Consider the following 25,300-nt stretch of genomic DNA (forward strand, 5'->3'; position numbering starts at 1 on the left):
CCCGGCGCGGCCGTCCCAGGGCGTCCGCGGCCACGTCGTGGACGGTCCGAAGGCGCCCCGCCGTGAGATGGCGGGCAAGTTCGTAGCCACTTGTGACGACACGACTGCTTTGCGTGTGCTTAGGTGTCCTTTGACTTGTTGTGTCCCGGAGTGGGAGTTGAAGGGTGTCAAGGTACGGCTGGCGTCACTCGGTGTTCGCGCCCGTGATGAGCGTGGGGTTCGCGGCACTGCTGCTGGTGGCCGGAGTGGTGGAAACGCTGCTGGTGTCCGTGGGCGCGACCACGGCGCCGGCGGCCGCGGAAGTCGTGGTCACGCTCATCATCGCGGTGTTCCTGACCGCCGTCCTCAGGATCGTCAGAGCCGTGCCGGACATCCGGCGCGAGAGCGCCGCGACGGCGCGCGCCGTGGCGAACATCCAGACGGTGAAGCCGGCCGAGGACACGCTCGTGGCGCGGCGGCTCAGGCTGTTCAGGGAGGCGGCCGAGGCCGGCAACGACTGCGAGGCGGTGCTGAGCGCCCGCTCGGCGCTGGACGACAGCGAGATGGCCAACAAGCACCACCTGGACCACGCGCTCATCTGGGCGCTGCCGGTTTTCGGGTTCATCGGCACCGCGCTGACCATGGCCGCGATGGTCACCTCGTTCTCCGACGCCCTGGACCGCCAGGGGGACCCCGGCGTGCTGATCACCGCGCTCAAGCAGCACGTGCTGCCCGAGCTGGCGTCCGCGTTCGGCGTCACCCTGATCGCGTTGTTCCTGAGCGTGGTCGCGTTCGGGGCGATGGCCCTGGTCGAGCGGTCCGAGCGGGCTGCGGTGGCCGCCGCCGACGAGGTGTTCCTGATCTACATCGCGCGCCTGCCCGCGAAGCAGGCGGCCCCCGCCATGCATGGGCTCACCCAGGAGCTGGCCCAGTCCAGAGGCAGGACCGAGGAACTCGTCAAGGGCCTCGACGCGCTGCGCACCGCGGTGGAGCGGCTGAGCGCGGTGGAGGGCCGGCCGCACAGGTACACCCTGGTGAGGGAGCCGTGAGGAAGCGTCCCGCCACGTCGTTCGCACCGCCACTCGACCTGCGCTTCATCGACCTGTTCATGTCCATCGTGCTGGCGCTGTCGTTCGTCGCGATCATGCTGACCGTCGTGGCGCGGGTGCTGCCGACGGAGGCCGCCTCGCCGCCCGCGAGCCGGCAGCAGAGCGTGGCCCAGCTGAAGAAGCAGCTCGACGCCGCCGTGGAGGCCAAGCGGAAGGCCGAGGCCGAGCTGCGGACCACCCGCGCGCAGATCGCCGAGCAGACCGCCTTCGCCCTGCCGTGGTGGCTGATCGGGTTCTGCGCCGTCCTCGGTGCGGCCGCCGTGTTCATGGGCTGGCGGATCCGGCTGTGGAACAAGGGAAACCTGCCACGCCTGCGCAGCTGGCTGCTGGTCACCGTGGTGGTGGCGGTGGTGACGGTGGTGATCAGGTCGCTCAGCGACAGCGACGGCTATCTGCTGCTCGCCGAGATCCCCTGGTGGGCCGCGGACGCCCTCTGCCTCGGGCTGCTGCTGGTCGCGTACGTGCTGATCTCCGTCATCCGGGCCAGCCACGCCACGCTCGGCGATATCAAGGCGCGGTCGATGCGCAGATCGATGGCCGGCGAGGAGCTCCGGCGCCCCGTCGAGCCCACCCGCTGACCGGCCGCAGCGGCGGCGGGAGTGCGTTCCGCCGGCTACGGGGCCGCTTGTGACACAGTCGCTGTCATGTTCACGGAGATCACGTACGCCACCGCCCCCGGCTCCGAGCGGCCCAACGAGGACCTGGTGATCGCCGGCCCGTCGTGGATTGTGGTGCTCGACGGGGCCACGGCGGCGGCCGGGGTGGACAGCGGGTGCGCGCACGACGTGCCGTGGCTGGTGGCGCGGCTCGGCGGGGCGCTGGCCGGGCGGCTGGCGGTCGATCGCGACACGCCGCTGGCCGGGGTCCTGGAGGCGGCCATCGACGCGACGGCGGCGGCGCACGGGCAAGGATGCGATCTCGGCAATCCGGATTCGCCGTCCTCGACGGTGGCCATGGTCCGCCTCGGGCCGGAGCGGGTGGAGTACCTCGTGCTGGGTGACTCGCCGGTGGTGCTCTCACTGGCGGGCGGCGGGGTCCAGGTGGTGGACGACGACCGGCTGGAGCGGTTGCCGGGCGGGCGGCCGTACCCGCCGGAGCTGGTGCGGCGGATGCGCAACGCGCCCGGCGGGTTCTGGGTGGCCGCCGCCCGGCCCGAGGCCGCCGGTCAGAGCGTGACCGGGGCGGTGGACGCACGGGAGGTGCGCGGGGTCGGGGTGTGCACCGACGGGGTGGCGCGGCTCGTCGACTGGTACGGCTGGAGCTGGGCCGACGTCGTGACCACGCTGGACGGCGCGGGCCCCGGCGCGGTGATCAGGGCAGTGCGGGAGCTGGAGGCGGCGCGCGGGCCGGTGCGCGGCAAGCGGCACGACGACGCCACCGCGGCCTGGGGACGCGCCATCCGCCGGTAGGCGCCCCGGCTTCGCTGACGGCCTCCGGACGTGCCGGAATCTCACTATCTGGATATGTCATCTGATGATGTATCAGATCTCGCCCGCAGGGCTCTGGGATGACGAGGGTAGCGGCCGCCGGCCGGACACCGGGCCTCACCGCGCCGGCGGCCGTTCGAACACGACCTCGCCGGGTCGCCGCGGCGAGCTGCGCACGGCCGTGCCGGAACACGTCCCGATCGGGGGCGATGTGCTCCGCACGGCCGGGCCGCCGCCCCCGTCATGGGCCTCCCCCCGCGCGGAGGTGCGGTGCCGGCCAGAGGCGGCGACGTGGCGTCCGCAGTCATCGGAGCACGCCGAGGGGCCATGCTCCTGATGCTTGATCGATAGTGTGCGATCATGAAAGGATTCCCCAACAGATGCATGAATCCGCGTATGGGGGGTCGTCGCCCATGATCCGCGAGCCGATCGAGCGGCCCTAGGATGCCGGACGACGAGCTGGACGAGGCGTTCGAGCTCGGCAAGACGTGTGCGCTGGCCGCCGAGTGCGGCAGAGACCTGCGGCGCTGCGCCCAGATGTACGGCGGGCTGTTCCCGCTCGCGGCCTTCGACGCCGAGCTCTACAGCACGCTGACCCTCTCCATGGCCTTCAGCGCCCCCTGGGCCGGCGCCGACCGCCTGAAGGTCGTCAACAGGACCGCGTTATGGGTCCTGGCCGTGGACCGGCTCGTCGACCACACCGCGACCACCCGCGAGCAGGTGAACCGCCTGACCCGCGAATGCCTGTCCGTCGCCGACGGCGCCGTGCCCCGCTCGGCGGTCACCCGCTTCCTGGCCGACCTGCGCGACGAGCTGGCCACCGTCAAGGAGTTCGGCGACCTGCGGTGGCTGTGGCGCGACCAGCTCGCCAGGATGCTGGCGGGCATGACCCGGGCGTGGGTGTGGCGGGACATCCGGGCGGTGCCCACGCTGGCCCGCTATCTCGACAACGCCGACGGCCGCGGCTCCTGTTTCGTGGACCTGTCGCACCTGATCTACACCGGCGACGACTGGTCGAAGGCCCGCCTGGAGGAGCTGCGGGAGGTCAGCAGCCAGGTGCAGCGCTACCTGCACCTGCTCGGCGACGTCGCGTCGTACCGCAGGGACATCAGCTGGGGCGACCTCAACATCCTGGCGCTCGGCGTCAGCCGCGCCGAGGTGACGGACACGATGGCGGTGCTGGCGCATGAGGCCGCCCGGCAGATCGAGCCGGTACGCGAGCACAGCCCCCGCACGGCCGCCTACCTGCGCCGGCGGATCGGGTTCAACGCCGGGTTCAACGGCTTTTCGGACCGCGGCCACACAGCTTAAAGGTCCTGTCCGAGCACATGACAAACGGGCTTGACTGCTCCGGGGGACGACCCACGCCCAAGGCGGGACAGCGGCGACAAGCGTGACAATTTTTTTCTTGTAAAACTTTGCGGCTTGAGTGGAAAATGTGGCGTTGCTATGGTGTCTCGATGCCAGGCATGTGGATCGGCCTTCACAACCTACCTTGACAGGTACCACTGACCACGGCACCTCAGGGGCAGGCCGCGCATGCGCGGGAGATGTACGGGCGGTGCTGGATGGAATTCGGTCGCTCAGACCGTTGGCGGCTACCGACGGCGATCAAGATCTTGATCGCCGGTGGATTCGGCGCGGGCAAGACCACCATGGTGGGTGCCGTCTCCGAGACCCGGCCATTGCGCACCGAGGAGGCGCTCACCCAGATCGGGACCCACGTCGACGACTTATCCGGCGTCGAGAGGAAGCTCACGACCACGGTGGCCATGGACTTCGGCCGCATCACCATCCGCGACGACTACATGCTCTACCTGTTCGGCACCCCGGGCCAGGAGCGGTTCTGGTTCGTGTGGGACGAGCTGGCCATGGGCGCGCTCGGCGCCGTGGTGCTGGCCGACACCCGCCGCCTGGACGACTGCTTCCCCTCCGTCGACTACTTCGAAAAGCGCGAGCAGCCGTTCATCGTGGCGCTCAACTGCTTCGACGGCACCCAGCCCTTCACCGTCGGCGAGGTGCGCTCGGCGATCGGCCTGGAGCCGGACATCCCTATCGTGCGCTGCGACGCCCGCCGCCGCGACTCCGGCCGGGAGGTGCTCGTCACGCTGGTGGAGCACGCGATGCGCAGGGGCGTCACCCCGGTCGGGACCATGTCGTGACCATCAACGGCTACCTTTGACCGATGGAGGAGATCGACCGCCGGATCGTCACGCTCCTGGCCCGCGACGGCCGGATGAGCTTCACCGACCTGGCCAGGGAGACCGGGCTCTCGGTCTCGGCGGTGCACCAGCGGGTGCGCCGCCTGGAAAAGCGCGGCGTCGTACGCGGATACGCCGCGATCATCGACCATGACGCGATCGGGCTGCCGCTGACCGCGTTCGTGTCGATCAAGCCGATCGATCCCGCCGCCCCCGACGACGCCCCCGAGCGCCTGGCCCACCTGACGGCCATCGAGGCCTGCCACAGCGTGGCGGGAGACGAGAGCTACATCCTCAAGGTGCGCGTGGGCTCGCCGACGGCGCTGGAGGACCTGCTGCAGCAGATTCGCGCCTCGGCCAACGTCTCCACCCGCACCACGGTCGTGCTGAGCACGCCGTACGAGCACCGCGCCCCCGACGTGGCCGGCGGACCTGCCATCGGCCAAGACGGCCCCGTCTGACCTCGGGGCGCCGCCGACCGCGATCGCCGCGGGTCTCTGCCGCGGCGACGCGGAGGCCCGGCGCCCTATGGCGGGGCCTGGAGGGCCGAACCTGATGATCGGCCGGGTGAGCCGGGTTCAGCACTCCCAGGCGGCTCAGGCCGTACCTGAGGGCTCGTAATGGGCACGCAGGCGGCTCAGGCCGTACCTGAGGGCTCGTAATGGGCACGCAGGCGGCTCTTGGCCGTCTCCGTGGCGCCGAGGTGCTCCAGACCGAGCAGCGCCGCCCCCAGGATCGGCGGCACGTCGGCCACCACGAGCTTGGCTCGCGGCGCCCTTTGCGCGAACTCCCGGTCCAGCAGCGACGTCATCAGCGGATCCCGGGCCGTCAGCAGCCCGCCTCCCAGCACCACCTCCGTCGGCGTCTCCAGCAGGCCGAGCCGGCGCAGGCACACCTCGGCAAGCACCGTCACCTCCCCGGCCTGCCGCTCGATCAGCGCCCCGGCCACCGGGTCCCCGGCCGCCGCCACCGCGAACACGCCCGGCGCCAGCTCGTGCAGCCGTTCCTCGCCCAGGCGGCCGAAGTGCAGCTCCAGCACCAGCTCCTCGACGGTGCGCGTGCCGAAGTGGGACGTGACCAGGTCCGCCAGCGCGGTCGGCGCGCCCCGGCCGTCCTCGGCGCGTGCCGCGTGCCACAGCGCCTCCTCCGCCAGGCCATGGCCGCCGCCCCAGTCGCCGCTGAGTCGGCCGAGCGCGGGAAAACGGGCCACCGCGCCTGCCGGGGAGACGCCGACCGCGTTGATGCCCGCCCCGCACACCACGGCCACGCCCCACGGAGCCGACGCGCCGGCCCGCAGCAGCGCGAACGTGTCATTGCGCACCACCACATCCCCGCCGAACCCCCTGGCGGTGAACTCGCGGGCCAGCGCCTCCTCCTCCACAGGCAGGTCCGCCCCCGCCACGCAGGCCGACACGTGGTCGAAGCCGCCCACGCCGGGCGCCGGCGGCTCCCAGGACGCGGCGGCACGCCCGGGCGTCAGGGCGGTGACCGCCTTCTCGACCACGCCGACGGCCGCCGCGGCCCCGTCCCGCTGCGGCACGAACGCCCCCGCGCGCCCTGTGGCGAGCACCTGGCCGTCCTCCGACACCAGCGCCACGTCGGTCTTGCTGTTGCCGCCGTCGACCGCCAGCACGAGCCTGGAGCGCGCCACTAGCCCACCGTCCACGGCAGGTGCTCGCGCCCTGCCTCCAGCAGCAGCCCGGTCAGCTCCTCGGCGTACTCGTCCTGCCCGATCAGCGGATGGGCGAGCAGCGCGTCCCGCACCCGGTCCGCGCCGCCGCGCAGGGCCGCCTCCAGGGCGAGCGTCTCGTACGCGGACACGTTCGCGATCAGCCCGGCGTACAGCGGCTCGACGGCGGGCATCGGCAGCGGCACGGCCCCGCCGGCGCCCACGGCCGCGGGCACCTCGATGACCGCCTCGTCGCCGAGGAACGGCAGCGTGCCGCCGTTGCGCACGTTCACCACCTGGGTGTCGCCCCGGTCGCCGAGCAGCGAGGCGATGAGCGCCACCGCGGCCTCCGAATAGAACGCCCCGCCCCGCTGGGACAGCAGCTCGGGTTTCTCCACCACGGACGGGTCGGCGTACAGCTCCAGCAGCCGGCCCTCCATAGCCGCCACCTCGGCCGCCCGCGACGGCTTCGCGCGCTGCTCGCGCACCACCGCGTCGTGGGCGTAGAAGTAACGCAGGTAGTAGGACGGCACGACGCCGAGCCGCTCCAGCAGCCCCGGCCGCAGCCCGACGCTGTCGGCGATCTCCTGGCCGTGCTCGGCGAGCAGCGCGGGCAGCACATCCTCGCCGTCCAGGTAGACAGCCCGCTCCCAGGTCAGGTGGTTGAGGCCGACGTGGCCCAGCGACACCCGCGCGGGCTCGACCCCCAGCCAGGCGGCGAAGCGGCGCTGGAATCCGATCGCCACGTTGCACAGCCCGATGGCCCGGTGCCCGGCGTCCAGCAACGCCCTGGTGACGATGCCGACCGGGTTGGTGAAGTCCACGATCCAGGCGTCCGGGGCGTGCGCGCGTACCGTCTCGGCGATCTCCAGGACGAGCGGGACGGTGCGCAGCGCCTTGGCCAGCCCGCCCGCGCCCGTCGTCTCCTGCCCCACGCAGCCGCACCGCAGCGGCAGCGTCTCGTCCAGCTCACGCGCCGCCTGCCCGCCCACCCTGAGCTGGAACAGCACCACCTGCGCCCCCGCGACCCCCTCCGCGACCGACGAGGTGGCCAGCAGGCGGGCCGGATGCCGGGCGTGCGCCAGCATCCGCCGCGACACCCCCGCGACCAGCTCGAGCCGCGCGGCGTTGGGATCTATCAAGGCGATCTCCGTCACCGGCAGCTCGTCGCGCAGCCGCGCGAACCCGTCGATCAGCTCCGGCGTGTACGTCGAGCCGCCCCCGACCACGGCGAGTTTCAACCCTTCACTCCTGTCAAAGTCACGCCCTCGATGAAAACTCTCTGGGCAAGGAAGAACACAATGATCACCGGTGCCGTCACCAGCAGGGTGGCGGCCATGGTGAGATTCCACTGCACGCTGTGGAACGCCTTGAACGTCGCCAGGCCGAGCGACAGCGTCAGATCCTCCTGCTCGACGCCGGCGTACAGCAGCGGCCCGTAGTAATCGTTCCAGCAGTAGAAGAACTGGAACAGGGCCACCGCCGCGATCGCCGGCCTGGCCATCGGCAGCACCACCCTGATCAGCGTCCGGAAGTCGGAGCAGCCGTCCACCTTCGCCGCGTCGGTGTAGTCGCGCGGGATCGTGACCAGGAATTGGCGCAGCAGGAAGATGGAGAACGCGTCGCCGAGCAGCATCGGCAGGATCAGCGGCCACAGACCGTCGGTCAGCCCCAGCCGGGCCCACACCAGGTAGATCGGCACCGCGACGACCTGCGGCGGCAGCATCATCGCCGTGATCACCAGCAGGAACGCCGCCCGCCGCCCCCGGAAGCTGAACCTGGCCAGCGCGTAGGCGACCGGAACCGACGACACCACCGTGAACAGGGTGCCGAGGGCCGCGTACATGAGCGTGTTGCCCGCCCAGCGCAGCAGCAGGGACTTCTCGAACACCACGGCGAAGTTGTCCCAGTTCCAGGCGCGCGGCCACAGCTCGCTGGTCAGCGCCTGCTGGTCGGTCATCAGCGCGGTCAGCGCGATGAACGCCACCGGGGCCAGGAACATCAGCGCCAGCGCGATGGCCAGGGCGTGGGTGGCGATCCACAGCAGCGCGCGCCGCCTGCGGGCGCCGGCGCCGTCCTGCCGCGCGCGCCGCGCGACGGCCGGCCGCGGCGGCGCGGTGCCGGGCGGGATGATCGTCGCGCTCATGAGCCCTCCTCGGCGCGGCGGAACTGCCGCACCAGGATCAACGTGAAGATCATCGAAGTGGCGAACAGGAGCAGCGCGAGCACGCACGCGTACCCCATGGAGTAGTCGCGGAAGCCGGCCTGGAACAGCCACTGCGGCAGCGTGAGCAGCGACTCGTCCGGGTAGCCGGGGGAGAAGCTGCTGCCGGCCGAGTCGGTCACGCCCGAGGCCACCCGGGAGGCGATCATCGCCTGGGAGAAGTACTGCAGGGCGTAGATGACGTTCGTGACCAGGGCGAACATCAGCACCGGCGCGATGGTCGGCAGGGTGATGCTGCGGAACTGCCGCCACGCGCCCGCTCCGTCGATGGCGGCGGCCTCGTACAGGTGCTTGGGGACGTCGAGCAGCGCCGCCATGAAGATGACCATGAGCTGGCCGCAGCCCCACAGCGACAGCAGCGTCAGGCTCGGCTTGGACCAGTCCGGGTCGCCGAACCAGTCCGGGCCGTGGATCCCGAACAGGGCGAGGACCTGGTTCACCGGGCCGGTGCCCGGGTTCAGCAGGAACACGAACGTGATCGTGCCCGCGGTCATCGGCACCAGCGACGGCAGGTAGCAGATCGTACGCAGCAGGCCGGCCCCGGCCTTGACCCTGACCACGAGCTGCGCCAGCGCCAGCGAGAACAGCACGGTCGCGGGGACCATGACGGCCACCAGCCACAGCGTGTTCTTCGCCGAGGTCACCACGCGCGGGTCCTGCAGCAGGTAGCGGTAGTTGTCCAGGCCGGTGAACTCGAGGGTGTACATGTCGTAGCGGTGGAAGGAGAAGTACACCGTGGACAGCAGCGGGTAGACGAAGAAGATCGACACGCCGGCGAGCCACGGCGACAGCCAGACGAGGGCGCGCAGGCCCTCGCCGCGCCGCCACCGCGGCGGCGCGACGGGGATGGAGGTCACATCAGCCTCCGGACAGCTTCAGCTTGTCGTTGATCTGCTTGTCGACGTCCTTCAGCCCGGCGTCCAGGTCGGGTACGGCGCCTTTTTCCCACTTGGCGATGAAGGTGGCGAAGGCCTCCTGGTTGAAGACGCTGTTCACGCTGGCGGGCAGCGTCGAGGTCTTCGGATGGGCGTAGATATCCAAGAATGTTTTGAAATTGTCGTCCTTGGCCAGGTCGGGGGACTCCATCGACGCCTTCGTCGTGGGGACGTTGCGCAGCGCGTTCGACAGCGTCACCAGCGAACTCGTGTCCGTGGTCAGGTATTTGATCAGCTCCCAGGCCTGCTGGGGGTGCTTGGCGCCCTTCGGCACGCCGATCACGGTGCCCGCGGTGAAGCCGCTGCCGTACAGGTCGGGCCGGTCGTCGGCGACGGGCAGGGGAGCGGTGCCGTAGTCCAGGTCCTCGGCGTCATTGGCGATCATGGCGTTGCGCCACTCGCCGTCCAGGATCATCGCGACCTTGCCCTTGAAGAAGGGGTGCTCGGCGCTCCACTCGTCGCCCAGGCTCTTGCGGAACTTCTCCAGCTTGTCGTGGCCGTACCAGTCGACGAGCTCCTTCTGCCACGTCAGCAGCCGCTTCCAGGCCGGGTCGGAGCCGATGGCGGAGGTGCCGTCGTCGTTGTACCACTTGGCGCCCACCATGGGGCCGAGGTGGCTCGGGCTGTTCTCGTAGTACTGGACGCTCGGGATGAAGCCGGCGACCTTGATCTCGCCCTTGGCATCGCGGACGGTGAGCTTCTTGGTCAGCTCGGCCAGCTCGGTCAGCGTCTTGGGCGGCGCGTTGCCCTTCATCAGGGCCTTGTTGTAGTAGAGGCCGTAGGCGTCGGCCAGCAGCGGCAGCGTGCACTGCTTGCCGTCGAAGGCCGTATAGGAACGTGCCACGGCCGGCAGCACCGACATGTCGATGCCGTCCTGCCGGATGACCGGCGTGAGGTTCTGGAACGATCCCGACCTGCACCATTGGGCGACGTTGTCGGTGGTGAACGAGGCCGCCACGTCGGGCGCGTTGCCGCCGCGGATGGCCTGGGTGATCTGGTCGTCCTGGACGCCCTTGGTGGCCTTGACGGTGATCTGCGGGAACTTCTTGTTGAACCCCGCGATGGCCTCCTCGAACGCCTTGACCTCGGCGTCGGTGGAGAAGCCGTGCCACAGCTCGAGCGTGGCGGCGGGGAGGGCCTGCGAGGCGGATCCTGAGGGTTTGGGCTGGGCGCCGAGCGACGGCCCTGCCTCCTTGCCGGCGGTGCAGGCGGTCAGCGCGAGGGCCGCGGCGACCGCCAGGGGGACGAAACGCACGGGGGGTGCCTCCTGCCATGGATCATGACGGAACAGTTGAGCTGAAGACCTCCTCGCGCACCGTGTCGAGGGCCAGGTCGAGGGCGCCGGCCAGAACCGGGTTGCCCTCCACGCTCGACAGGCGCACGCGGGGTCGCGGAATGGTCAGCGCGTGCAGCTCGTGCTCGACCAGCTCGCGCAGGGTTTCGCCGCCGGACAGCACGACGCCGCCGGTCAGCACGATGAGGCCGGGATCGACGACGGAGGTGATCGCGGCCAGGCCGATGGCCAGGCGGGCGGCGATGTCGCGCAGCCCCGCCCTGGCGTCGTCGGCCTTCTGCCCGGTGCCTTCCGCCGCGCGCACCGCGTTCGCGATCGCCTGGCGGAAGTCGCCGCCGCGCACGCCGTACGAGCGCAGCAGCTTGAGCACGTAGGGGCCGCCGGCGAGCGCCTGGTAGCCGTGGTTGGCGTAGCGGCCGGCCTCGCGGGCCGTCGGCGCGCCCGGGGTCGGCATGTAGCCCACCTCGCCCGCGCCGCCGGTCGCGCCCCGGTGCATCCGCCCGCCCAGGACGATGGCCGAGCCGATGCCTTCGTCCGCCCACAGCAGCACGAAGTCCTGGCTGTCCTGGGCGGCGCCGTGCGCCTGCTCGGCGAGCGCGACGAGGTTGACGTTGTTCTCCACGTCGACGGGCACGCCGAGCCCGGCGCTGAGGGTGGGCACCAGGTCGGGGAGCTGCCAGCCGGGCACGTCCTTGGCGGCGGCGTACCCGAGCCGGCCCGTGGACGGGTCGATCGCGGCCTGCACGCCGATCACCACCCGGCGCAGCTTGTCGGGCGGGTTGGCGCCCAGGAGAGCGGCGTTGAGCCGGTCGACCAGCTCGCCGTGGGGCCGGCGCGGCGTCGGCAGGATGTGCTCGCCCACGATCGCGCCGGTGATGTCGGCCACCTTGGCCTCGATCCGGTCGGGGGTGACGTCGAGCGCGCCCACGTACGCCGCGGCCGGGTTGATCCGGTAGACCTCGGCCGTACGCCCGGGCAGCCCCTCTCTGATGCCGTCGAGCACCACCAGCCCGGCCTCCTGCAGCCGGGAGAGAAGCTGGGATGCCGTCGGCTTGGACAGTCCGGTGAGCGCGCCGATCTCGGGGCGGGTCAGCGGGCCGCGGTCGAGGAGGGCCTGCAGGGCCGCGCGATCGTTGATGGCGCGTAGCAGACTGGGTGTCCCCGGCACCGGACCGCTCACGGTGACTCCTTCGCTTGAAGTTAGGAAACTTTCCTAACTAGCGATGAACATAGGGAGATCCCGCGGGAAAGGTCAAGAGGTGAAACGAAGACGTAACCGAGCGCGTTGTGTAAGGAAGAAAGCGACGGAGTGCCTCGACGGGCATGCTAATGTCATCGTTTGTCGTAACAATAAGCAGAATGGCCCGGAGTGTCCCATTAACCACAATAATGGTCAGGCGGCAACGCGTCAAACCGAGCTCGCGAAGGAACAGGCGTACGTCACCCGCCTCTACGACCGCCTCGACACGTTGCGCGAGCGTACCCAGCGTCAGCTCAAGGAGGTCCTGGCCGCGGGCGCCGTCGGCACGATGCAGAACCGATCCGAGCGCGACTCGTTCGCCGACATGTACGCCTCCCGGCTCGCGCGGCTCTGGGCGGTCGAGCGCGGACTGGTTTTCGGCCGGCTCGACCATGCCGAGGAGGGCAGGCTCTACATCGGCAAGCTCGGCCTCACCGACGACGAACAGCAGCGGCTGCTCATCGACTGGCGCGCCCCGGTGGCGCAGCCGTTCTACCGCGCCACCCCGGCCGCCCCGATGGGCGTGACCAGGCGCCGCCACCTGCAGAGCAAGGGCCGCGCGGTCGTCGGCGTCGACGACGACCTGCTCGACCTCGACGCGCTCAGCGACGACGACCGCGCCACGCTCAACGGCGAGGCGGCGCTGCTGGCCGCGCTCGACGAGCGGCGCACCGGCCGCATGCGCGACATCGTCGCCACCATCCAGGCCGAGCAGGACCGCGTCATCCGCAGCGACCTCGGCGGCGTCCTGGTCGTGCAGGGCGGCCCCGGCACCGGCAAGACCGTCGTGGCCCTGCACCGCGCCGCCTACCTGCTCTACACGCACCGGGAGCGGCTGGAGCGGCGCGGCGTGCTCATCCTCGGCCCCAACCTCACGTTCCTGCGCTACATCGAGCAGGTGCTGCCCTCGCTCGGCGAGACCGACGTGCTGCTGTCCACGGTCGGCGAGCTCTATCCGGGGGTGACGGCCACCGCCAGGGAACGTCCGGAGGTGGCCGCGCTCAAGGGCGACCTGCGCATGACGGAGGTGATCGCCAGGGCGGTACGCGAGCGTCAGCAGATCCCGCGCAAGCCCATCGAGCTCGCCGTCGGCCGCATCACGCTCACCATCGACCGCTCCATGCTGGAGGCGGCCAGGAACAAGGCCACCCGCTCACGCCGCCCGCACAACCAGGCCCGCGCCGTGTTCGTCAGGTCGCTGCTCAACGCCCTGGCCAGGCAGCAGGCCCGGAAGATCGGCAAGGGGCTCATCGACGACGATGAGCTGGCCGACCTGCGTGAGGAGCTGCGTACCGAACCGGTGGTGAAGTCGGCGCTCAACCGGCTGTGGCCGTACCTGACGCCGCAGCGGCTGCTGCTCGGCCTCTACGGTTCGGCCGAGCGCCTCGGCTACGCCACCGCCTCCTTCAGCCCTCAGGAGCGGGCGCTGCTGCGCCGCGACGGGGGCGAGTGGACCGAATCCGACGTGCCCCTCCTCGACGAGGCCGCCGAATTGCTCGGCGACATCGACGAGCAGGTGCTGCGCGCCACCGCGCTGCAGGCCGAGGAGGAGCTGGCCGCCGCCCGGCAGGCCGAGGAACGCGAGCGGGAGGCCGAGCTGGCCTACGCCAGCGAGGTCCTGGAGCTGACGGGGCTGTCCGACGTCATGGAGGCGGAACGCCTCGCCGAGCGCCAGCGTGGCGAGGGCCCCTACCTCACCACCGCCGAACGCGCCGCGGCCGACCGCACCTGGGCCTACGGGCACGTGATCGTGGACGAGGCGCAGGAGCTGTCGGCGATGGCCTGGCGGGCCGTCATGCGCCGCTGCCCCACGCGGTCGATGACGATCGTCGGTGACATCGCGCAGACCGGCTCGGCGGCCGGGGCCCGCTCGTGGGCGGAGGTGCTCGACCCGTACGTGGCCGGGCGCTGGCGCCAGGAGCGGCTCACCGTCAACTACCGCACGCCGGTGGAGCTGATGGCGGTCGCCGCCCGCATGCTGGCGACCATCGACCCCGCGCTCGAGGCGCCCGCGTCCGTGCGCGAGACGGGCGCCGAGCCGTGGTCGGCGCCGCTGCCGGCGCTGCCCGAGCTCGCCAAGGCCGAGGTCGGCGAGGGCGGCAAGGTCGCCGTGGTGGTGCCGGACGCGCTGCTGGAATCGCTGGGTGCGCAGATCGCCGGCACCGTGGCCGGCGCCGTCGTCGTCGCGCCCGGCTCCGGGCGGGCCAAGGGGGCGGACGCCCTGGACGCGCCGGTGACCGTCATGGGGGTCGCCGACGCCAAGGGGCTGGAGTTCGACTCGGTGATCGTGGCCGAACCCGACCTCATCGCCGCCCAGTCGCCACGAGGGCCCAGCGACCTGTATGTTGCTCTCACCCGTGCCACGCAGCGGCTCGGGGTCGTGCACGAGCGGCCGCTCTCACCCGCTCTGGCGGGCTTGCCAAGCCGCTCGACCGTACCGGCAAATGGGCTATGACCTGCTTTGCGGCGGCCACCCAAGCATGTCCTACCTGCGGAAACTTGATGTTTCTGCTGATCGGGACACGGTTGACATCTGAGGTGGAGTCGGTAGTTTGCTGCGCAGTCCAGCACGGGACTTGGCCGGTTGGCCGTCTCTGACATCGCCGGATCCTGCGTCCGTGACGGAGCGTGGCTTCGTCCACACAGCCAGGTGCAGGGCCGTCGGTCCGTCGAGTCGGGGCACCCCAACCGGGCGGGGGGTTGGACCCGGGACGGGTCCGGGAGCCCAGTAGACAACGGAATTCCGCGCTCGCCGCCGACGAGACGGGTCCGGTCCGAAGGGTTTCCGGGCCCTCTTCCCGCTCTCGTGCGCAGGACCGCCGGTGCGCCGGGGTGGTTCCGTCCGTCGCGGGATCACCCTGCCGCTCCCGTCGTCTGCGTTCCGCTGAATCTTCGATCTTCCTGTGCCGCGCTGGCATGAGCGCGGCCCTGGGGCGGTAGCGTTTTCGCAAGCAGGCGTTCGACGGTGGCTGAGGAGACCCGGAGTGGTTCAGGACAGAGCGAGCCTACCGCCCACAACCGGGCACGGCTCCGACCCGGCTGACGAGGCCGTGCCGGGCATTTCCGACCCGCCACCGACCCCGCCCGCCGCGCCGGCCCCGCCGGTCTCGCCCTCCTCGACCACAACGGCCGCGCCGCCGGAGATCGGCGCGGCGACCGCGCCCGAGCCTCGCGGCGGCGGCACGGAGCCCGCGACGACGCGCTCCGGCGGTTCCGCGCCGGAGCCGCGCAAGACGCTGCTGGCCAGGGTGGCGGCCGCCGTGGTCGGCGGGATCGCGCTCTTCGCCGCCTTCCCGCCGCTGGGCTGGTGGCTGTGCGCCCCTCTGGGCATCGGCCTGATCGTCGCCTCCCTCTACCGCACCGGCCCCCGGCGGGCCGCCTGGCTCGGCTACCTGAGCGCCGCCGTGTTCCTGTTCCCCGCCCTCGCCTGGGTGCGCACCATCGGCGACGACGTCTGGGTCATGCTGGTCGGCACGGAAAGCCTGTTCTACGCGGCCATGGCCGCCCTGGCGTCGCCGGTGTTCAGACTGCGCTGGTGGCCGGTGTGGTTCGGCGGCCTGTGGGTGGCCATGGAGTGGGCCCGCAGTCAGGTGCCCATCGGCGGGTTCCCCTGGGCGCGGGTGGCCTTCAGCCAGGGCGAGTCGCTGTTCACCTCCTACGCCGCGCTCGGCGGCGTGCCGCTGGTGTCGTTCGCCGTCGCCCTGTGCGGCGCCCTGCTCGCCCACGCCGTCCTGGTGCGCGGGCCCGTCCCGCCGTGGCGGCGGGCGGTCCCGGCGGCGCTGGCCCTGGCCGTGCCCGTGCTGAGCTTCGCGATTCCCCGTCCCGGCGACGAGGGGCGGACGGTCAACATCGGCATCGTCCAGGGAAACGTCCCGGGCAGGGGCATGTACGCCCTCGGCGACGAACCCGCTGTCGTTTTGAAGAATCATTCCAACGAGACGAAACGCCTGGCGCAGGCCGTACGCGACGGCAAGCTCCCCAAACCGGACATCGTCGTCCTGCCGGAAAACTCCACCGACATCGATCCTTACCAGGACGCGTTCGCCCGCCAGATCATCCAGGACTCGGTCAGCGACGTCGGCGTGCCCACGCTCATCGGCGCCGTCGTGGCGATCGGCGAGGACCAACGCGCCACTCGCAGCCTGGTGTGGGACCCCGTGACCGGGCCCGGGGCCCACTACGACAAGCAGAATCTCGTGCCGTTCGGGGAGTACACCCCGTTCAAGGACATCGTGCTCGCCCTGTGGGAGCGGGCCGGCCTGGTCGGCAGGCAGTCGGTCCCCGGCGACAAGCCGGGCGACCTGAAGATGGGGCCGGTCACGATCGGCGCCGTCAACTGCTACGAGGTGGCCTACGACGACACGGTGCGCGGCACCGTACGCGCCGGGGGGACCCCGCTGGTGGTGCAGACCAACAACGCCTCCTACGCCCTGTCCAACCTCCCGGCGCAGCAGCTGGCCATGTCCCAGCTGCGCGCGGTCGAGCACAACAGGGCCGTCGTGACCGCCGCGACCACGGGAATCTCGGCATTCGTCACGCCGGACGGTAAGGTCTCCTGGCAGACCCGCGAACTGGTCGCGGACATGAACGTGGTCAAGGTGCCCGTACGCACCCAGGAAACGATCGCCACCAGGGTGGGGGCGGTTCCTGAATGGGCATTGATGGTGATGGGAGCAGCGGCGGTCGGAGTCGCCGCATGGCGTGGCAGGCGGCGAGGCGACCGGGTGAGGAACGACTGACTATGGAGACTCTCGGCCGGGTGCTCGTCGTCGTACCGACCTACAACGAGCGCGACAACCTGTCCATGATCGTCGAGCGTGTCCGCGCCGCCGTGCCGGGGGCCCATGTGCTCGTGGCCGACGACAACAGCCCCGACGGCACCGGTGAGATCGCCGACGAGCTGGCCGCGGGCGACGACCACGTCCACGTCCTGCACCGGCCCGGCAAGCAGGGCCTCGGCGCCGCCTACATCGCCGGCTTCCGCTGGGGCCTGAACGAGGGCTACGACGTGCTGGTCGAGATGGACGCCGACGGCTCGCACCAGCCCGAGGAGCTGCCCAAGCTGCTCGAGGCGCTGGCCGACGGCGCGGACCTGGCGATCGGCTCCCGCTACGTGCCCGGCGGCAAGGTGGTCAACTGGCCGCACCGGCGCGAGCTGCTGTCCAAGGGCGCCAACGTCTACACCCGGGTCATGCTCGGCCTGCCCGTACGCGACGCCACCGCCGGGTTCCGCGCCTACCGCGCCGCCACCCTGGAGAAGGTGGGCCTGTCCGGCGTGGAGTCGCAGGGCTACTGCTTCCAGGTCGACCTGACGCTGCGCACCTCCACCCACGGGCTGCGGGTGGTGGAGGTGCCGATCACGTTCGTGGAGCGCACGGTCGGCAAGAGCAAGATGAGCGGCAAGGTCATGGCCGAGGCGCTGTGGCGGATCGGCCTGTGGGGGGTCACCGGCCTGCCCAAGCGGCTGCGCCGCGACCGCGGATGAAGGAACGCTTGCGGCGCGCCGGACGTTGTTCCTGGCGTACGCGTGTGTGCGAATCGAGGAAACGATGCGGCTCCTGCTGTTCCTGGCCTTCCTGGTCGTCCCCGTTCTGGAGATCTGGCTGCTGATTCAGGTCGGGTCCGTGATCGGCGGGCCCGCGACCGTGGCCCTGCTCATCGCCGACAGCCTGCTGGGGGCGTGGATCGTGCGCCGCGAGGGGCGGCGGGCCTGGCGGGCGCTCCAGGAGGCGCTGCAGTCCGGCCGCATGCCCGAGCGTGAGCTGGCCGACGGCGGCCTCATCCTGGTGGGCGGGGCGCTGCTGCTGACGCCGGGCTTCTTCACCGACGTGCTCGGGTTCCTGTGCGTGCTGCCGTTCACCCGGCCGATGATGCGCCGCCTGGGGGCGTGGTTCTTCGAGCGCAGGGTCAAGAAGATGGCGGCCGCCTCGCCGTACGCCAACCTCTTCCCGCCGCGCCCCGACGTCGGCGCTCCGCAGGGTGGCCGGGTGGTGCACGGCGAGGTCATCCGCGAGGACCGCGACTCCTGACGGCAAGCAGAACCCCCGGGCCGCAGGGCCCGGGGGTTTCACCGTGAGAGGAGATCAGGCGCTCTTGCGGCGCTGGGCCCTCAGGACCGCAAGCCGCTCGTTGAGCACCTCCTCAAGGTCTTCGATGGATCGCCGTTCCAGGAGCATGTCCCAGTGCGTCCGCGGGGGCTTCGTCTTCTTCGACTCCGGCTGCTCGCCGTCCACCCGCACCGCGGTAGCGCCGCACATGCGGCACTCCCAGGTCGCGGGAATCTCGGCCTCGGCGGCAAGCGGAACCTCGAAACGATGGCCCTTCGGACAGGTGTAGGACACCTCCTGGCGCGGAGCCAGATCCGTGTTACGGTCGTTCTCGTAGCTGGTTGCCCCGAGCCGGGTGCCACGAAGCGCGCGCTCGCCCATGTTTAAATGCCTCCTACAGGGCCCCCTTGCGTGGGGGGTCTGTCTCCCACGGTGTCTAACGCTTGGTACCGTGATGGGATTCCCACCCGCGACGTGATCCAATCGCGCTTGGGGTGTCGGTTCTTCGCGCGGCCCGTGTTTTCCGGGATTCCCGTGTGCGAACTGTGCCGGGCCGTCACGCCGCGTGGCGCGCCTCCGGGAGCGCGGCGGGCCGCCGCGCCGCTCCAGCCAGGACCGCCGCCAGCCACAGGCCGCCGATCATGATGAGCGCGCCGTGCGCGATGCGCAGCGGGTACGGGCCGAAGAACTGCGGGATGAACAGCATGAAGCCGAGTGCCAGCGCCGTCCCGCTCCATCGGGGCAGCACGCCGGACCGCCACACCGAGATCGCCGCCATGATGGTCCCGGCGGCGAGCAGGAGGAGCCCGGCGGCGAACATGGTGACCGCGAGGAGTCCGTACCTGAACTCCTGCGCCAGCTCCATCAACGCGGGCGCCTGATCGCGCAGGGAGCGCCGGGCGATGACGTTCAGCCCGAAGTCCTCTGCGCCGTAGTACGGCAGGGTCAGGCCCGCGCCGATCCACGTCACCACCGCCGCGCGCAGCGACAGCCGGTCGCCCAGCACCTGGTGCAGGCCGAGCACGGCCAGACCGAGCAGGACGAACCCAAGCATTGCGGCGGCGTGCCCGGCGACCCAGGCGGTGGACGCCATCGCGGCGGCGTCGTCACCGGAGGGGCGGACCGCCGGATAGACGAGGAACAGGATGCCGCTTGCGGCGAAGGCGGCGGAGGTGAGCCGGGTGGGGGCCATCAATGCTCCTTGCAGAGGGCGTCGCTCATGTATGAGAGCGATGCTCTCGCCTCGGGCGCTCCGATGTCAAGAGCAGTGCTCTCGCTTTGGAGCGATGGCCGCGACGGCGGGCTCCCTACGGGCGGCGCCTGGGGGTCAGCAGCGGGACCAGGGTCTTGTCGCCGAGCCTCGTCATCGCCGCCAGCGGCTTCACCGCCGCGCCGACCAGCAGGGGCAGCCCCGGCCTGCCGGTGGCCCTGGCGAGTCTGGGGCCGAGCGCGGCCATCATCGCGGTCAGCGCCGGCAGCGGCCGGATCCACATGGTGATCTCGTCGACGAGTCCGTCCTCGTCCAGCGAGAGCAGTGTGGCCTCGTGCAGCTCCTGCCGTCCCAGTCGCCCGGTGGCCGTCAGCATGCGCATCCGCTCGTCGCCGACGTCGCTCTGGTAGCGCAGGCCGGACAGGGCGTCGAAGACGGCGGAGAACAACTCCCGCACCTGCTGCTTGCCCTTGAACTCGGCCGTGGCGCTGAGCGGGGAATGGAAGACCACGTCGTCGGCGAGCGTGGCCATGAGCGCGTCCAGGTCATGCGCCTCGCCTGCCGCGCGGTATGCCTGGGCCGGTGAGTGCTGAATGTGAACTGTCATGAGTTCACTTTATCAACGCACTATCCTGGTCGCGTGAACAGGTTCGGTGAGATGCATTGCTCCATCGCGCAGGCCGTCGGCGTCGTGGCCGAGCCCTGGACCCCGCTGATCCTGCGGGATCTGTTCCTCGGCCTGCGCAGGTTCGACGACCTGGCGCAGGATCTGGGCATCTCGCGCAACCTCCTGACCCGCCGCCTGGAGCGCCTGATCGCGGCGGGCGTGGTGGAGCGCCGGCCCTACCAGGAGCGGCCCGTACGTCATGAGTACGTGCTCACGGAGGCGGGCCGCGACATCGTGCCCGCCCTGCTGACGCTGATGGCGTGGGGCGACCGCTGGTCCACGCCGCCCGGCGGCCCGCCCGCGATCCTGGTGCACTCCTGCGGCGAGACGTTCACCCCGGTGCTCACCTGCCCGCACTGCGGCGGGAAAGTCACGGCGGACACGGTGACGGCCGTACGCGGCCCGGGGGCGGCCCAGGGGCCGGGCACGATGCTCCTCGCGGCACCCTCGTGACCAGGGCGGCTGCCCTCATCGGATGAGAAATCCCTCATCCGCCCCTCACAAAGGCCTCATCGCCGGTTCGCAAGCTGAGGATCGGCCGTGCGGGCCGCCAGTTGGGAGGCGCAGATGGGATGGGGATCACGGTGGCTTGCGGTGGCCGCCGCCGCGTTCGTCCTGGGCCTCACCATCGCGACGCCTGCAGCGCACAGCGCTCAGACGACGACCTCGCCTAGCGCCGCACATGTCAGTGCCCGGCTCATCGCCGCAGCGGACGACGGCGATGACCGGGGCGATGACAGGGATGATGACGACGGCGATGACGGGGGGTCGGCGCCTCCGCGCGACGACCCCAGCCGGTCTGCTGCGTTTGAGCCCCGGCGATCGCCTACGACGCAGGACTCCCCGCATGCGCACGACGCCCGCGCCGAGCGGGACACCGGCGCCGCGCAGGACACTCCTGCCGTGCGGGACACCCGTGCCGCGCGGGACACCCGTGCCGCGCAGGAGACCCCCGCTGTGCACCACACCCCCGCCGCGCACGGCTCTCCGGCGTCCGGGGACGGGGCGGGCTCGCCGATCCCCGGAGTAGAGCACAAGGCCGGCCACCTCGGCGGCGACGGCCACGTGGGGCTGTGGGTATTGCTCGCCATCGTCGGCACGGGCGTTTTTGCGGGCACCACGTTCTGGATGGCCCGCAAACTCGACCCGAGCGACTGATCGGGCCGGTCGCGGTGCGTGCGGCAGAGGGGCGCGGCAGAGGGACAGGGGGGTGCGTGCGGCAGAGGGTCAGACGCGGTCGGGGACCTCGTTGCCCGCGGCGCGGATGGCCTTGGGGAGGTTCGTCAGCGCGAGCAGGACGAAACCGATGACGAAGAAGATGATCATGGAGACGATGGCGATGCGGTAGCTGTTGGTGAGCTGCAGCGCGATCGTGACCGTCAGCGAGCCGATGAACGCCGACCCCTTGTCGCTGATCTGCAGCAGGCTGAAGTATTCCGCCTCCCGCCCCTTCGGGATCACCTGCGAGAACAGCGACCGCGACAGCGCCTGCGTGCCGCCGAGCACGATCGCGATCGCGAACGCCATCAGATAGAACTGCAGCGCCTGGCCCTCGGCGATAAACAGAGCCGCCACCACGATCGCGGTCCACAGCACCAGGCTCACCAGCACCGTCCGCTTGGTGCCGAAGCTGCGGGCCAGCCGGCCCAGCAGCAGCGCCCCGAAGAACGCCACGAACTGCACCATCAGGATCGCGGAGATCTGCACGGTCTGCGACAGCTTGAGCGCCTCGGAGGCGAAGGCCGCACTGTTGCCGATCACGGTCTGGATGCCGTCGTTGTAGACCAGATAGGCCACCAGGAACAGCAGCGTCAGGGGATATTTACGCAGTTCCGACAGGGTACGGCCGAGCTGGCGGAAGCTGCCGCCGACCGAGCGCAGCGCTGTGCTCTCGTGCGTGGGCACCGGCCGGTTGCGCAGCCGCAGCAGCGGCACGATCGTGAACGTCGCCCACCACAGCCCGGCGGAGAGCAGGCTGATGCGCACCGCCATGCCCTGGGTCAGGCCCATGCTCTCGTGCTGCAGGAACAGCACCAGGTTGAGGGCCAGCAGCAGGCCGCCGCCCAGATAGCCGATGGCCCATCCGCGAGAGGACACCCCGTCACGCTCGGCCGGGGTGGAGATCTGCGGCAGGAACGAGTCGTAGACCACGATCGAGCAGCCGTAGGCCAGGTTGGCCAGCACGAACAGCACGCCGCCCAGCATGTAGCGGTCGCCCTCGACGAAGTAGAGCCCCATCGTGGCCAGTGCGCCGGCGTAGGCGAAGACGCCGAGCATCTCGCGCTTGCGGCCGGTGTGGTCGGCCAGCGCGCCCACGATCGGCAGCACCAGGATCTGCAGGAACACCGCGATCGTCAGCATCAGCCCGAAGAACGCGGCCGGCCTGATGTCGGCGCCGAACACGTCGACGTACCCCAGGCCCGGGTTGTCGGCGGCCAGCTTGTCGAAGCCGTCCACGCACGTGCCGGAGGGCACGCTGGGGAAGTCCTTGGCGCAGGCCGCGGTCTTGGCGACCGGGATGATGTAAGGGCCGAGGAAGACCGAGATGACCGTGGTGTAGAAGGCGGAGTTGGCCCAGTCGTAGAGATACCAGCCGCGCTGCTCGCGCCGGCGGGCTGCGGGGGAGTCGTCGAGGGCCGCGGGGGGTGCGGGTACGGGCATGGTGTCGTGTCGCTCCTATGCGGCCAAGCGGGCTGGCCGGTCGTGTCGCTGCGGATGCGGCCGGGCGGCCGGCCGGGCTTTCAGGTGGCTCTCGTGCTGCCGGCGAGCCGGCCCGCGGCGGCTGTCATGCCGCCAGGCTGCCGGGATGCCACAGGCCGCGCCGCTCCAGCACGTCGCGCAGGCCGGTGACGTTGTCGGTCATGCTTGACGAACTTCCTGTTCTCGCAGGTAGCCGGTCAAATCTAAGTGTCGTGCCCATGACCCTACAATGATCGCCTTCTACGAGAGAGGACTCAACCCATGACCCCAGAGGGGCCGTGGAACCATCAGAAAGGTACAGGGCAACGGCAAGCCGTGTCCTCACGCGGCAAAGCCAAGATGAGAATGGCCGACAGCGGGAGCGCCGGTTCGCCACCAAGCGCGAGGCGCAAGCCTTCCAGCAGGAGCGCGCCATTCTTGCGGAGAGTGACAGCCCGGAGCAGGACGTCGTCCGGGCATGCACGGGGCCGGCCGCGGCGGCGAGGCGGGCGGTTCACCGACGCCTCCTCGGCGAGCGCTTGAAGAGGCTCAGGAGACGTGTGAAGATCGATACGACGTCTGGTTCACGATCTGCCGCAACCGCGCCGGCTCCCGCGGCTCGCCCACCACTACGGCGTCAATGATGACCCGGACAAAAGGTCTCCACATGGTGGCCGCGATTTCTGCCTCGAGGTGGAGAAAGAACCCGCATCTGGTCGTTCTCCCGCGGGGCGGATGGCGCGATGCAGGCCGAGATCGAGCCCTTCCTGAGCAAAGCCGATCGTCTCTTCCTGCGCTACGGGACGCTGCCGCCGGACTCCTGCCCCATGCATGGATGAGAGTGTCCGCCATGGAGGGTCCTCTCCATGACCCAAGCGCCTGCCACCGGCTTGCTGCGCCAGGTCGGGATCTGGGTCCCCGACCTGCGGCGGGCCACGGCGAGCTGGCAGTGACTGCTGAAGTAGCTGGGCTACACCGTTCTCCCAGAACCGGGCTGCGAACGCTCCCGCGCGGTGTCAACTTCCAGCTCGACCACCACGTCCGGAGCGACCGGAGTGTGCTCGAAGCCGAGGCACCCCGGCCAGAACTCGCCGCCACCAGAAGTAGCGAACAAGCGGTCCGGGGCTGCCTGGGAGGCGGGCTTCCCGTGCCCCGATCAGATGACGTTGACGGCGTCGAGGAAGCGGGCGGCGAGCTCGGTGTCGCCGGTGACCGTCACGTCGCTGTCGCGCCAGGACGACCGCTGCGTGCCCCAGTCGGGGAAGGTCAGTGCGGGGGCGGTGACGTGCGCGGCGACCGCGCCGTTGGATGGAGTCAGGCCGCCTGTCTCGTCGATCCACCAGGTCCCGCCGCCGGGGCCGGTGAGAGTCAGTGCGACGCGGGCGTCGAGCCCGGCGACTGGCGCCTGCGCGACCTGATTGCTCAGTACGGCGATCATCCACGTCAGGACCGCGCGCATCCTGTCTGCATCGGTGGGCGGCACGGGCCGGCTGAGCGCTGGGGCCATGTCGTGGCGCAGGTGCGTGTGATGGTCGAAGACGAGTGCGCCGCCGATCAGCAGACCCATGGGGTAGCGACCGAGTTCGGCCAGCCGTACCCGCATTCGGGTGGCGGGCGTGCGTCTCACGATGTCGAGGAGCGTGGTGGCTCGCCGGCTGGCGCGCTGGTACTCGGCCATCACATCGGCACGGCTCCAGACTCGCCGTCGGTCGACGGGGTCTTCGTTCAGCTGTTCGAGGCTGGCGGCGAAGGTCGTGCGCAGCCCGGCGGGTGTGTAGGAGTTCCGCGCCGTCGCACCGATGTGGGCGACGACGTCGGCGATGCGCCATCCAGTTGCGGCGCTGGGCGCGGTCCATTCGTCGTCGGTGAGGCTGCTGGTGAAGTTCAGCATCTCGGCGCGTTCGGCGCGGAGGGCGGCGGCCATGTTCGGCAGGTCCGCCGCGGGCAGGCGATCGGTCATGTCATCTTCTTCTCTGGTTGTGAGGCGGGACGGCGGATCGCCTGCACGGCCGCGTCGTAGAGGTCGAACAGGTCGACCTGTCCGCCCAGGCGCACCCACTCCTCGTTCGCTGCCTGCATGCACGTGATCGCTGCGGCCGCGATCGCGCGCGCCTGCAGGGTGCGGTGGTCGGAGTCGGGCAGTCGCGGCTCGATCAGCGGTGCGAACAGGTCTTGCCAGCGGGCCTGTTTCTCGGCGTGCCCGGCGCGCAGGGACTCGTTGCCGAACAGGAGCGTGATCATTTCGAGCCGGCGCTCGGCCGTGAGGTCGATCTCCTCGAGCACCTGGAACGCCGCGCGCAGCGACGTCCAGGCGTCCTCCTCGACCGGGCGCTCGGCGAGCCGCGCGGCGATCAATTCCCCCTGCTCGGACAGGCCGCTGAGCGCGAGGTCTTCCTTGTTGCGGAAGTAGTTGAACAGGGTCCGCCGAGAGACACCCGCCGCGGCGGCGACCTCCTCCAGGGTCGTGTTGTCGTACCCCTTGGCGGCGAACAGTTCGATTGCGGTCCGAGTCAGCAGCGATCGGACCACCGAGCGGGTCTGTTCCCGAAGAGGTGTCGGTTTCTGAGCCATGCACCGATGGTACGGAAGCTCACACGATGTAGCAACTTGCACTCCGTG

The 25,300-nt window shown here is 70.7% G+C and carries 25 protein-coding genes; 12 read left to right on the forward strand and 13 right to left on the reverse strand.

Translation table 11 applies throughout. From position 1 onward, the window contains the following. Positions 1 to 164 precede the first annotated feature (164 nt). The 6 genes from ACTMTI_RS38945 (at position 165) to ACTMTI_RS38970 (ending at position 5,177) form a co-directional block, all read left to right on the forward strand. Positions 165 to 1,028: a hypothetical protein gene (locus ACTMTI_RS38945; protein ID WP_441125753.1), complete on the forward strand. Its 864-nt coding sequence runs from the start codon at positions 165 to 167 to the stop codon at positions 1,026 to 1,028. Beyond that, the gene (locus ACTMTI_RS38950) at positions 1,025 to 1,666 is read left to right on the forward strand and encodes a hypothetical protein (RefSeq protein ID WP_441125755.1); all 642 of its coding nucleotides are present in this window, start codon (positions 1,025 to 1,027) and stop codon (positions 1,664 to 1,666) included. The genes ACTMTI_RS38945 and ACTMTI_RS38950 overlap by 4 nt, the downstream gene beginning before the upstream one ends. A gap of 66 nt (positions 1,667 to 1,732) precedes the next feature. Next, positions 1,733 to 2,497 (forward strand): protein phosphatase 2C domain-containing protein, encoded by a 765-nt coding sequence (locus tag ACTMTI_RS38955; protein WP_441125757.1) that lies wholly within the window; start codon positions 1,733 to 1,735, stop codon positions 2,495 to 2,497. Between the two features lie 462 nt (positions 2,498 to 2,959). Then, positions 2,960 to 3,826 (forward strand): terpene synthase family protein, encoded by an 867-nt coding sequence (locus ACTMTI_RS38960; protein ID WP_441125759.1) that lies wholly within the window; start codon positions 2,960 to 2,962, stop codon positions 3,824 to 3,826. Positions 3,827 to 4,083: 257 nt separating this feature from the next. Further along, complete coding sequence (locus tag ACTMTI_RS38965; RefSeq protein ID WP_441125761.1) at positions 4,084 to 4,677, forward strand: GTP-binding protein; 594 nt, start codon at positions 4,084 to 4,086, stop codon at positions 4,675 to 4,677. Between the two features lie 23 nt (positions 4,678 to 4,700). Further along, complete coding sequence (locus ACTMTI_RS38970) at positions 4,701 to 5,177, forward strand: Lrp/AsnC family transcriptional regulator (RefSeq protein ID WP_441125763.1); 477 nt, start codon at positions 4,701 to 4,703, stop codon at positions 5,175 to 5,177. A 176-nt stretch (positions 5,178 to 5,353) separates the two neighbouring features. Here ACTMTI_RS38970 and ACTMTI_RS38975 read toward each other — a convergent pair whose 3' ends face one another. The 6 genes from ACTMTI_RS38975 to ACTMTI_RS39000 are packed head-to-tail and all read right to left on the reverse strand — an operon-like array spanning position 5,354 to position 12,018. Beyond that, entirely contained in the window at positions 5,354 to 6,367 is a 1,014-nt protein-coding gene (locus ACTMTI_RS38975) for an N-acetylglucosamine kinase (RefSeq protein WP_441125764.1), read from the reverse strand. Then, a complete protein-coding gene (locus ACTMTI_RS38980) occupies positions 6,367 to 7,626 on the reverse strand; it encodes a 6-phospho-beta-glucosidase (RefSeq protein ID WP_441125766.1) in 1,260 nt (419 codons plus the stop codon). Before ACTMTI_RS38980 ends, ACTMTI_RS38975 begins: the two co-directional genes overlap by 1 nt. Further along, complete coding sequence (locus tag ACTMTI_RS38985) at positions 7,623 to 8,531, reverse strand: carbohydrate ABC transporter permease (protein WP_441125768.1); 909 nt, start codon at positions 8,529 to 8,531, stop codon at positions 7,623 to 7,625. The genes ACTMTI_RS38980 and ACTMTI_RS38985 overlap by 4 nt, the downstream gene beginning before the upstream one ends. Continuing rightward, positions 8,528 to 9,466 carry a carbohydrate ABC transporter permease gene (locus ACTMTI_RS38990; protein ID WP_441125770.1) on the reverse strand — a complete coding sequence of 313 codons (939 nt, stop codon included), beginning with the start codon at positions 9,464 to 9,466 and terminating at the stop codon, positions 8,528 to 8,530. Before ACTMTI_RS38990 ends, ACTMTI_RS38985 begins: the two co-directional genes overlap by 4 nt. A gap of 1 nt (position 9,467) precedes the next feature. Further along, complete coding sequence (locus ACTMTI_RS38995) at positions 9,468 to 10,799, reverse strand: ABC transporter substrate-binding protein (RefSeq protein WP_441125772.1); 1,332 nt, start codon at positions 10,797 to 10,799, stop codon at positions 9,468 to 9,470. A 22-nt stretch (positions 10,800 to 10,821) separates the two neighbouring features. Then, on the reverse strand, positions 10,822 to 12,018 hold the full coding sequence (locus ACTMTI_RS39000; RefSeq protein ID WP_441125774.1) for an ROK family protein: 1,197 nt from the start codon (positions 12,016 to 12,018) through the stop codon (positions 10,822 to 10,824). 349 nt (positions 12,019 to 12,367) lie between these two features. Between ACTMTI_RS39000 and ACTMTI_RS39005 the strand changes: the two genes are divergently transcribed. The 4 genes from ACTMTI_RS39005 to ACTMTI_RS39020 all read left to right on the forward strand — a co-directional run bounded on the left by ACTMTI_RS39005 (position 12,368) and on the right by ACTMTI_RS39020 (position 18,107). Then, complete coding sequence (locus tag ACTMTI_RS39005) at positions 12,368 to 14,533, forward strand: HelD family protein (protein WP_441125899.1); 2,166 nt, start codon at positions 12,368 to 12,370, stop codon at positions 14,531 to 14,533. A 529-nt stretch (positions 14,534 to 15,062) separates the two neighbouring features. Further along, positions 15,063 to 16,817, forward strand: a complete 1,755-nt coding sequence (gene lnt / locus ACTMTI_RS39010) for an apolipoprotein N-acyltransferase (protein ID WP_441125775.1) — start codon at positions 15,063 to 15,065, stop codon at positions 16,815 to 16,817. A 2-nt stretch (positions 16,818 to 16,819) separates the two neighbouring features. After that, on the forward strand, positions 16,820 to 17,563 hold the full coding sequence (locus tag ACTMTI_RS39015) for a polyprenol monophosphomannose synthase (protein WP_441125777.1): 744 nt from the start codon (positions 16,820 to 16,822) through the stop codon (positions 17,561 to 17,563). A gap of 46 nt (positions 17,564 to 17,609) precedes the next feature. Beyond that, a complete protein-coding gene (locus ACTMTI_RS39020) occupies positions 17,610 to 18,107 on the forward strand; it encodes an FxsA family protein (protein ID WP_441125779.1) in 498 nt (165 codons plus the stop codon). Between the two features lie 54 nt (positions 18,108 to 18,161). On the opposite strand, the gene ACTMTI_RS39025 is transcribed toward ACTMTI_RS39020, so the two are convergent. The 3 genes from ACTMTI_RS39025 to ACTMTI_RS39035 all read right to left on the reverse strand — a co-directional run bounded on the left by ACTMTI_RS39025 (position 18,162) and on the right by ACTMTI_RS39035 (position 19,942). Next, the gene (locus tag ACTMTI_RS39025) at positions 18,162 to 18,506 is read right to left on the reverse strand and encodes an RNA polymerase-binding protein RbpA (RefSeq protein ID WP_043625492.1); all 345 of its coding nucleotides are present in this window, start codon (positions 18,504 to 18,506) and stop codon (positions 18,162 to 18,164) included. Between the two features lie 175 nt (positions 18,507 to 18,681). Beyond that, positions 18,682 to 19,317 (reverse strand): hypothetical protein, encoded by a 636-nt coding sequence (locus ACTMTI_RS39030; RefSeq protein ID WP_441125781.1) that lies wholly within the window; start codon positions 19,315 to 19,317, stop codon positions 18,682 to 18,684. A 115-nt stretch (positions 19,318 to 19,432) separates the two neighbouring features. Further along, entirely contained in the window at positions 19,433 to 19,942 is a 510-nt protein-coding gene (locus ACTMTI_RS39035; RefSeq protein WP_441125783.1) for a nuclear transport factor 2 family protein, read from the reverse strand. Positions 19,943 to 19,975: 33 nt separating this feature from the next. On the opposite strand from ACTMTI_RS39035, the gene ACTMTI_RS39040 reads away from it, so the two are divergent. After that, positions 19,976 to 20,455: a winged helix-turn-helix transcriptional regulator gene (locus ACTMTI_RS39040; RefSeq protein ID WP_441125785.1), complete on the forward strand. Its 480-nt coding sequence runs from the start codon at positions 19,976 to 19,978 to the stop codon at positions 20,453 to 20,455. A 450-nt stretch (positions 20,456 to 20,905) separates the two neighbouring features. Beyond that, positions 20,906 to 21,160, forward strand: a complete 255-nt coding sequence (locus ACTMTI_RS39045; RefSeq protein ID WP_441125786.1) for a hypothetical protein — start codon at positions 20,906 to 20,908, stop codon at positions 21,158 to 21,160. 69 nt (positions 21,161 to 21,229) lie between these two features. Here the strand turns inward: ACTMTI_RS39045 and ACTMTI_RS39050 are convergent, their stop codons facing one another. The 4 genes from ACTMTI_RS39050 to ACTMTI_RS39065 all read right to left on the reverse strand — a co-directional run bounded on the left by ACTMTI_RS39050 (position 21,230) and on the right by ACTMTI_RS39065 (position 25,252). After that, positions 21,230 to 22,663, reverse strand: coding sequence for an MFS transporter (locus ACTMTI_RS39050; RefSeq protein WP_441125787.1), 1,434 nt, complete (start codon positions 22,661 to 22,663; stop codon positions 21,230 to 21,232). 124 nt (positions 22,664 to 22,787) lie between these two features. Further along, positions 22,788 to 22,922, reverse strand: a complete 135-nt coding sequence (locus ACTMTI_RS39055; RefSeq protein ID WP_441125788.1) for a hypothetical protein — start codon at positions 22,920 to 22,922, stop codon at positions 22,788 to 22,790. A 915-nt stretch (positions 22,923 to 23,837) separates the two neighbouring features. Beyond that, positions 23,838 to 24,641: a maleylpyruvate isomerase N-terminal domain-containing protein gene (locus ACTMTI_RS39060; RefSeq protein WP_441125789.1), complete on the reverse strand. Its 804-nt coding sequence runs from the start codon at positions 24,639 to 24,641 to the stop codon at positions 23,838 to 23,840. Further along, entirely contained in the window at positions 24,638 to 25,252 is a 615-nt protein-coding gene (locus ACTMTI_RS39065; RefSeq protein WP_441125790.1) for a TetR/AcrR family transcriptional regulator, read from the reverse strand. Before ACTMTI_RS39065 ends, ACTMTI_RS39060 begins: the two co-directional genes overlap by 4 nt. Positions 25,253 to 25,300: the final 48 nt, after the last annotated feature.

The sequence above is a fragment of the Nonomuraea sp. H19 genome, assembly GCF_052068215.1.
In the GTDB taxonomy this organism is placed as follows: Bacteria; Actinomycetota; Actinomycetes; order Streptosporangiales; family Streptosporangiaceae; genus Nonomuraea.

Bases quoted from the DNA above. Each gene is read 5' to 3' on its own strand.
- ACTMTI_RS38965 (WP_441125761.1), top strand. From the start codon at position 4,084: ATGGAATTCGGTCGCTCAGACCGTTGGCGGCTACCGACGGCGATCAAG.
- ACTMTI_RS39030 (WP_441125781.1), bottom strand. From the start codon at position 19,317: ATGGCCCCCACCCGGCTCACCTCCGCCGCCTTCGCCGCAAGCGGCATC.
- ACTMTI_RS39050 (WP_441125787.1), bottom strand. From the start codon at position 22,663: ATGCCCGTACCCGCACCCCCCGCGGCCCTCGACGACTCCCCCGCAGCC.
- ACTMTI_RS39060 (WP_441125789.1), bottom strand. From the start codon at position 24,641: ATGACCGATCGCCTGCCCGCGGCGGACCTGCCGAACATGGCCGCCGCC.
- ACTMTI_RS38985 (WP_441125768.1), bottom strand. From the start codon at position 8,531: ATGAGCGCGACGATCATCCCGCCCGGCACCGCGCCGCCGCGGCCGGCC.
- ACTMTI_RS38970 (WP_441125763.1), top strand. From the start codon at position 4,701: ATGGAGGAGATCGACCGCCGGATCGTCACGCTCCTGGCCCGCGACGGC.
- ACTMTI_RS39065 (WP_441125790.1), bottom strand. From the start codon at position 25,252: ATGGCTCAGAAACCGACACCTCTTCGGGAACAGACCCGCTCGGTGGTC.
- ACTMTI_RS39005 (WP_441125899.1), top strand. From the start codon at position 12,368: ATGCAGAACCGATCCGAGCGCGACTCGTTCGCCGACATGTACGCCTCC.
- ACTMTI_RS39015 (WP_441125777.1), top strand. From the start codon at position 16,820: ATGGAGACTCTCGGCCGGGTGCTCGTCGTCGTACCGACCTACAACGAG.
- ACTMTI_RS38955 (WP_441125757.1), top strand. From the start codon at position 1,733: ATGTTCACGGAGATCACGTACGCCACCGCCCCCGGCTCCGAGCGGCCC.
- ACTMTI_RS38960 (WP_441125759.1), top strand. From the start codon at position 2,960: ATGCCGGACGACGAGCTGGACGAGGCGTTCGAGCTCGGCAAGACGTGT.
- ACTMTI_RS39025 (WP_043625492.1), bottom strand. From the start codon at position 18,506: ATGGGCGAGCGCGCGCTTCGTGGCACCCGGCTCGGGGCAACCAGCTAC.
- ACTMTI_RS39035 (WP_441125783.1), bottom strand. From the start codon at position 19,942: ATGACAGTTCACATTCAGCACTCACCGGCCCAGGCATACCGCGCGGCA.
- ACTMTI_RS39055 (WP_441125788.1), bottom strand. From the start codon at position 22,922: ATGGGCACGACACTTAGATTTGACCGGCTACCTGCGAGAACAGGAAGT.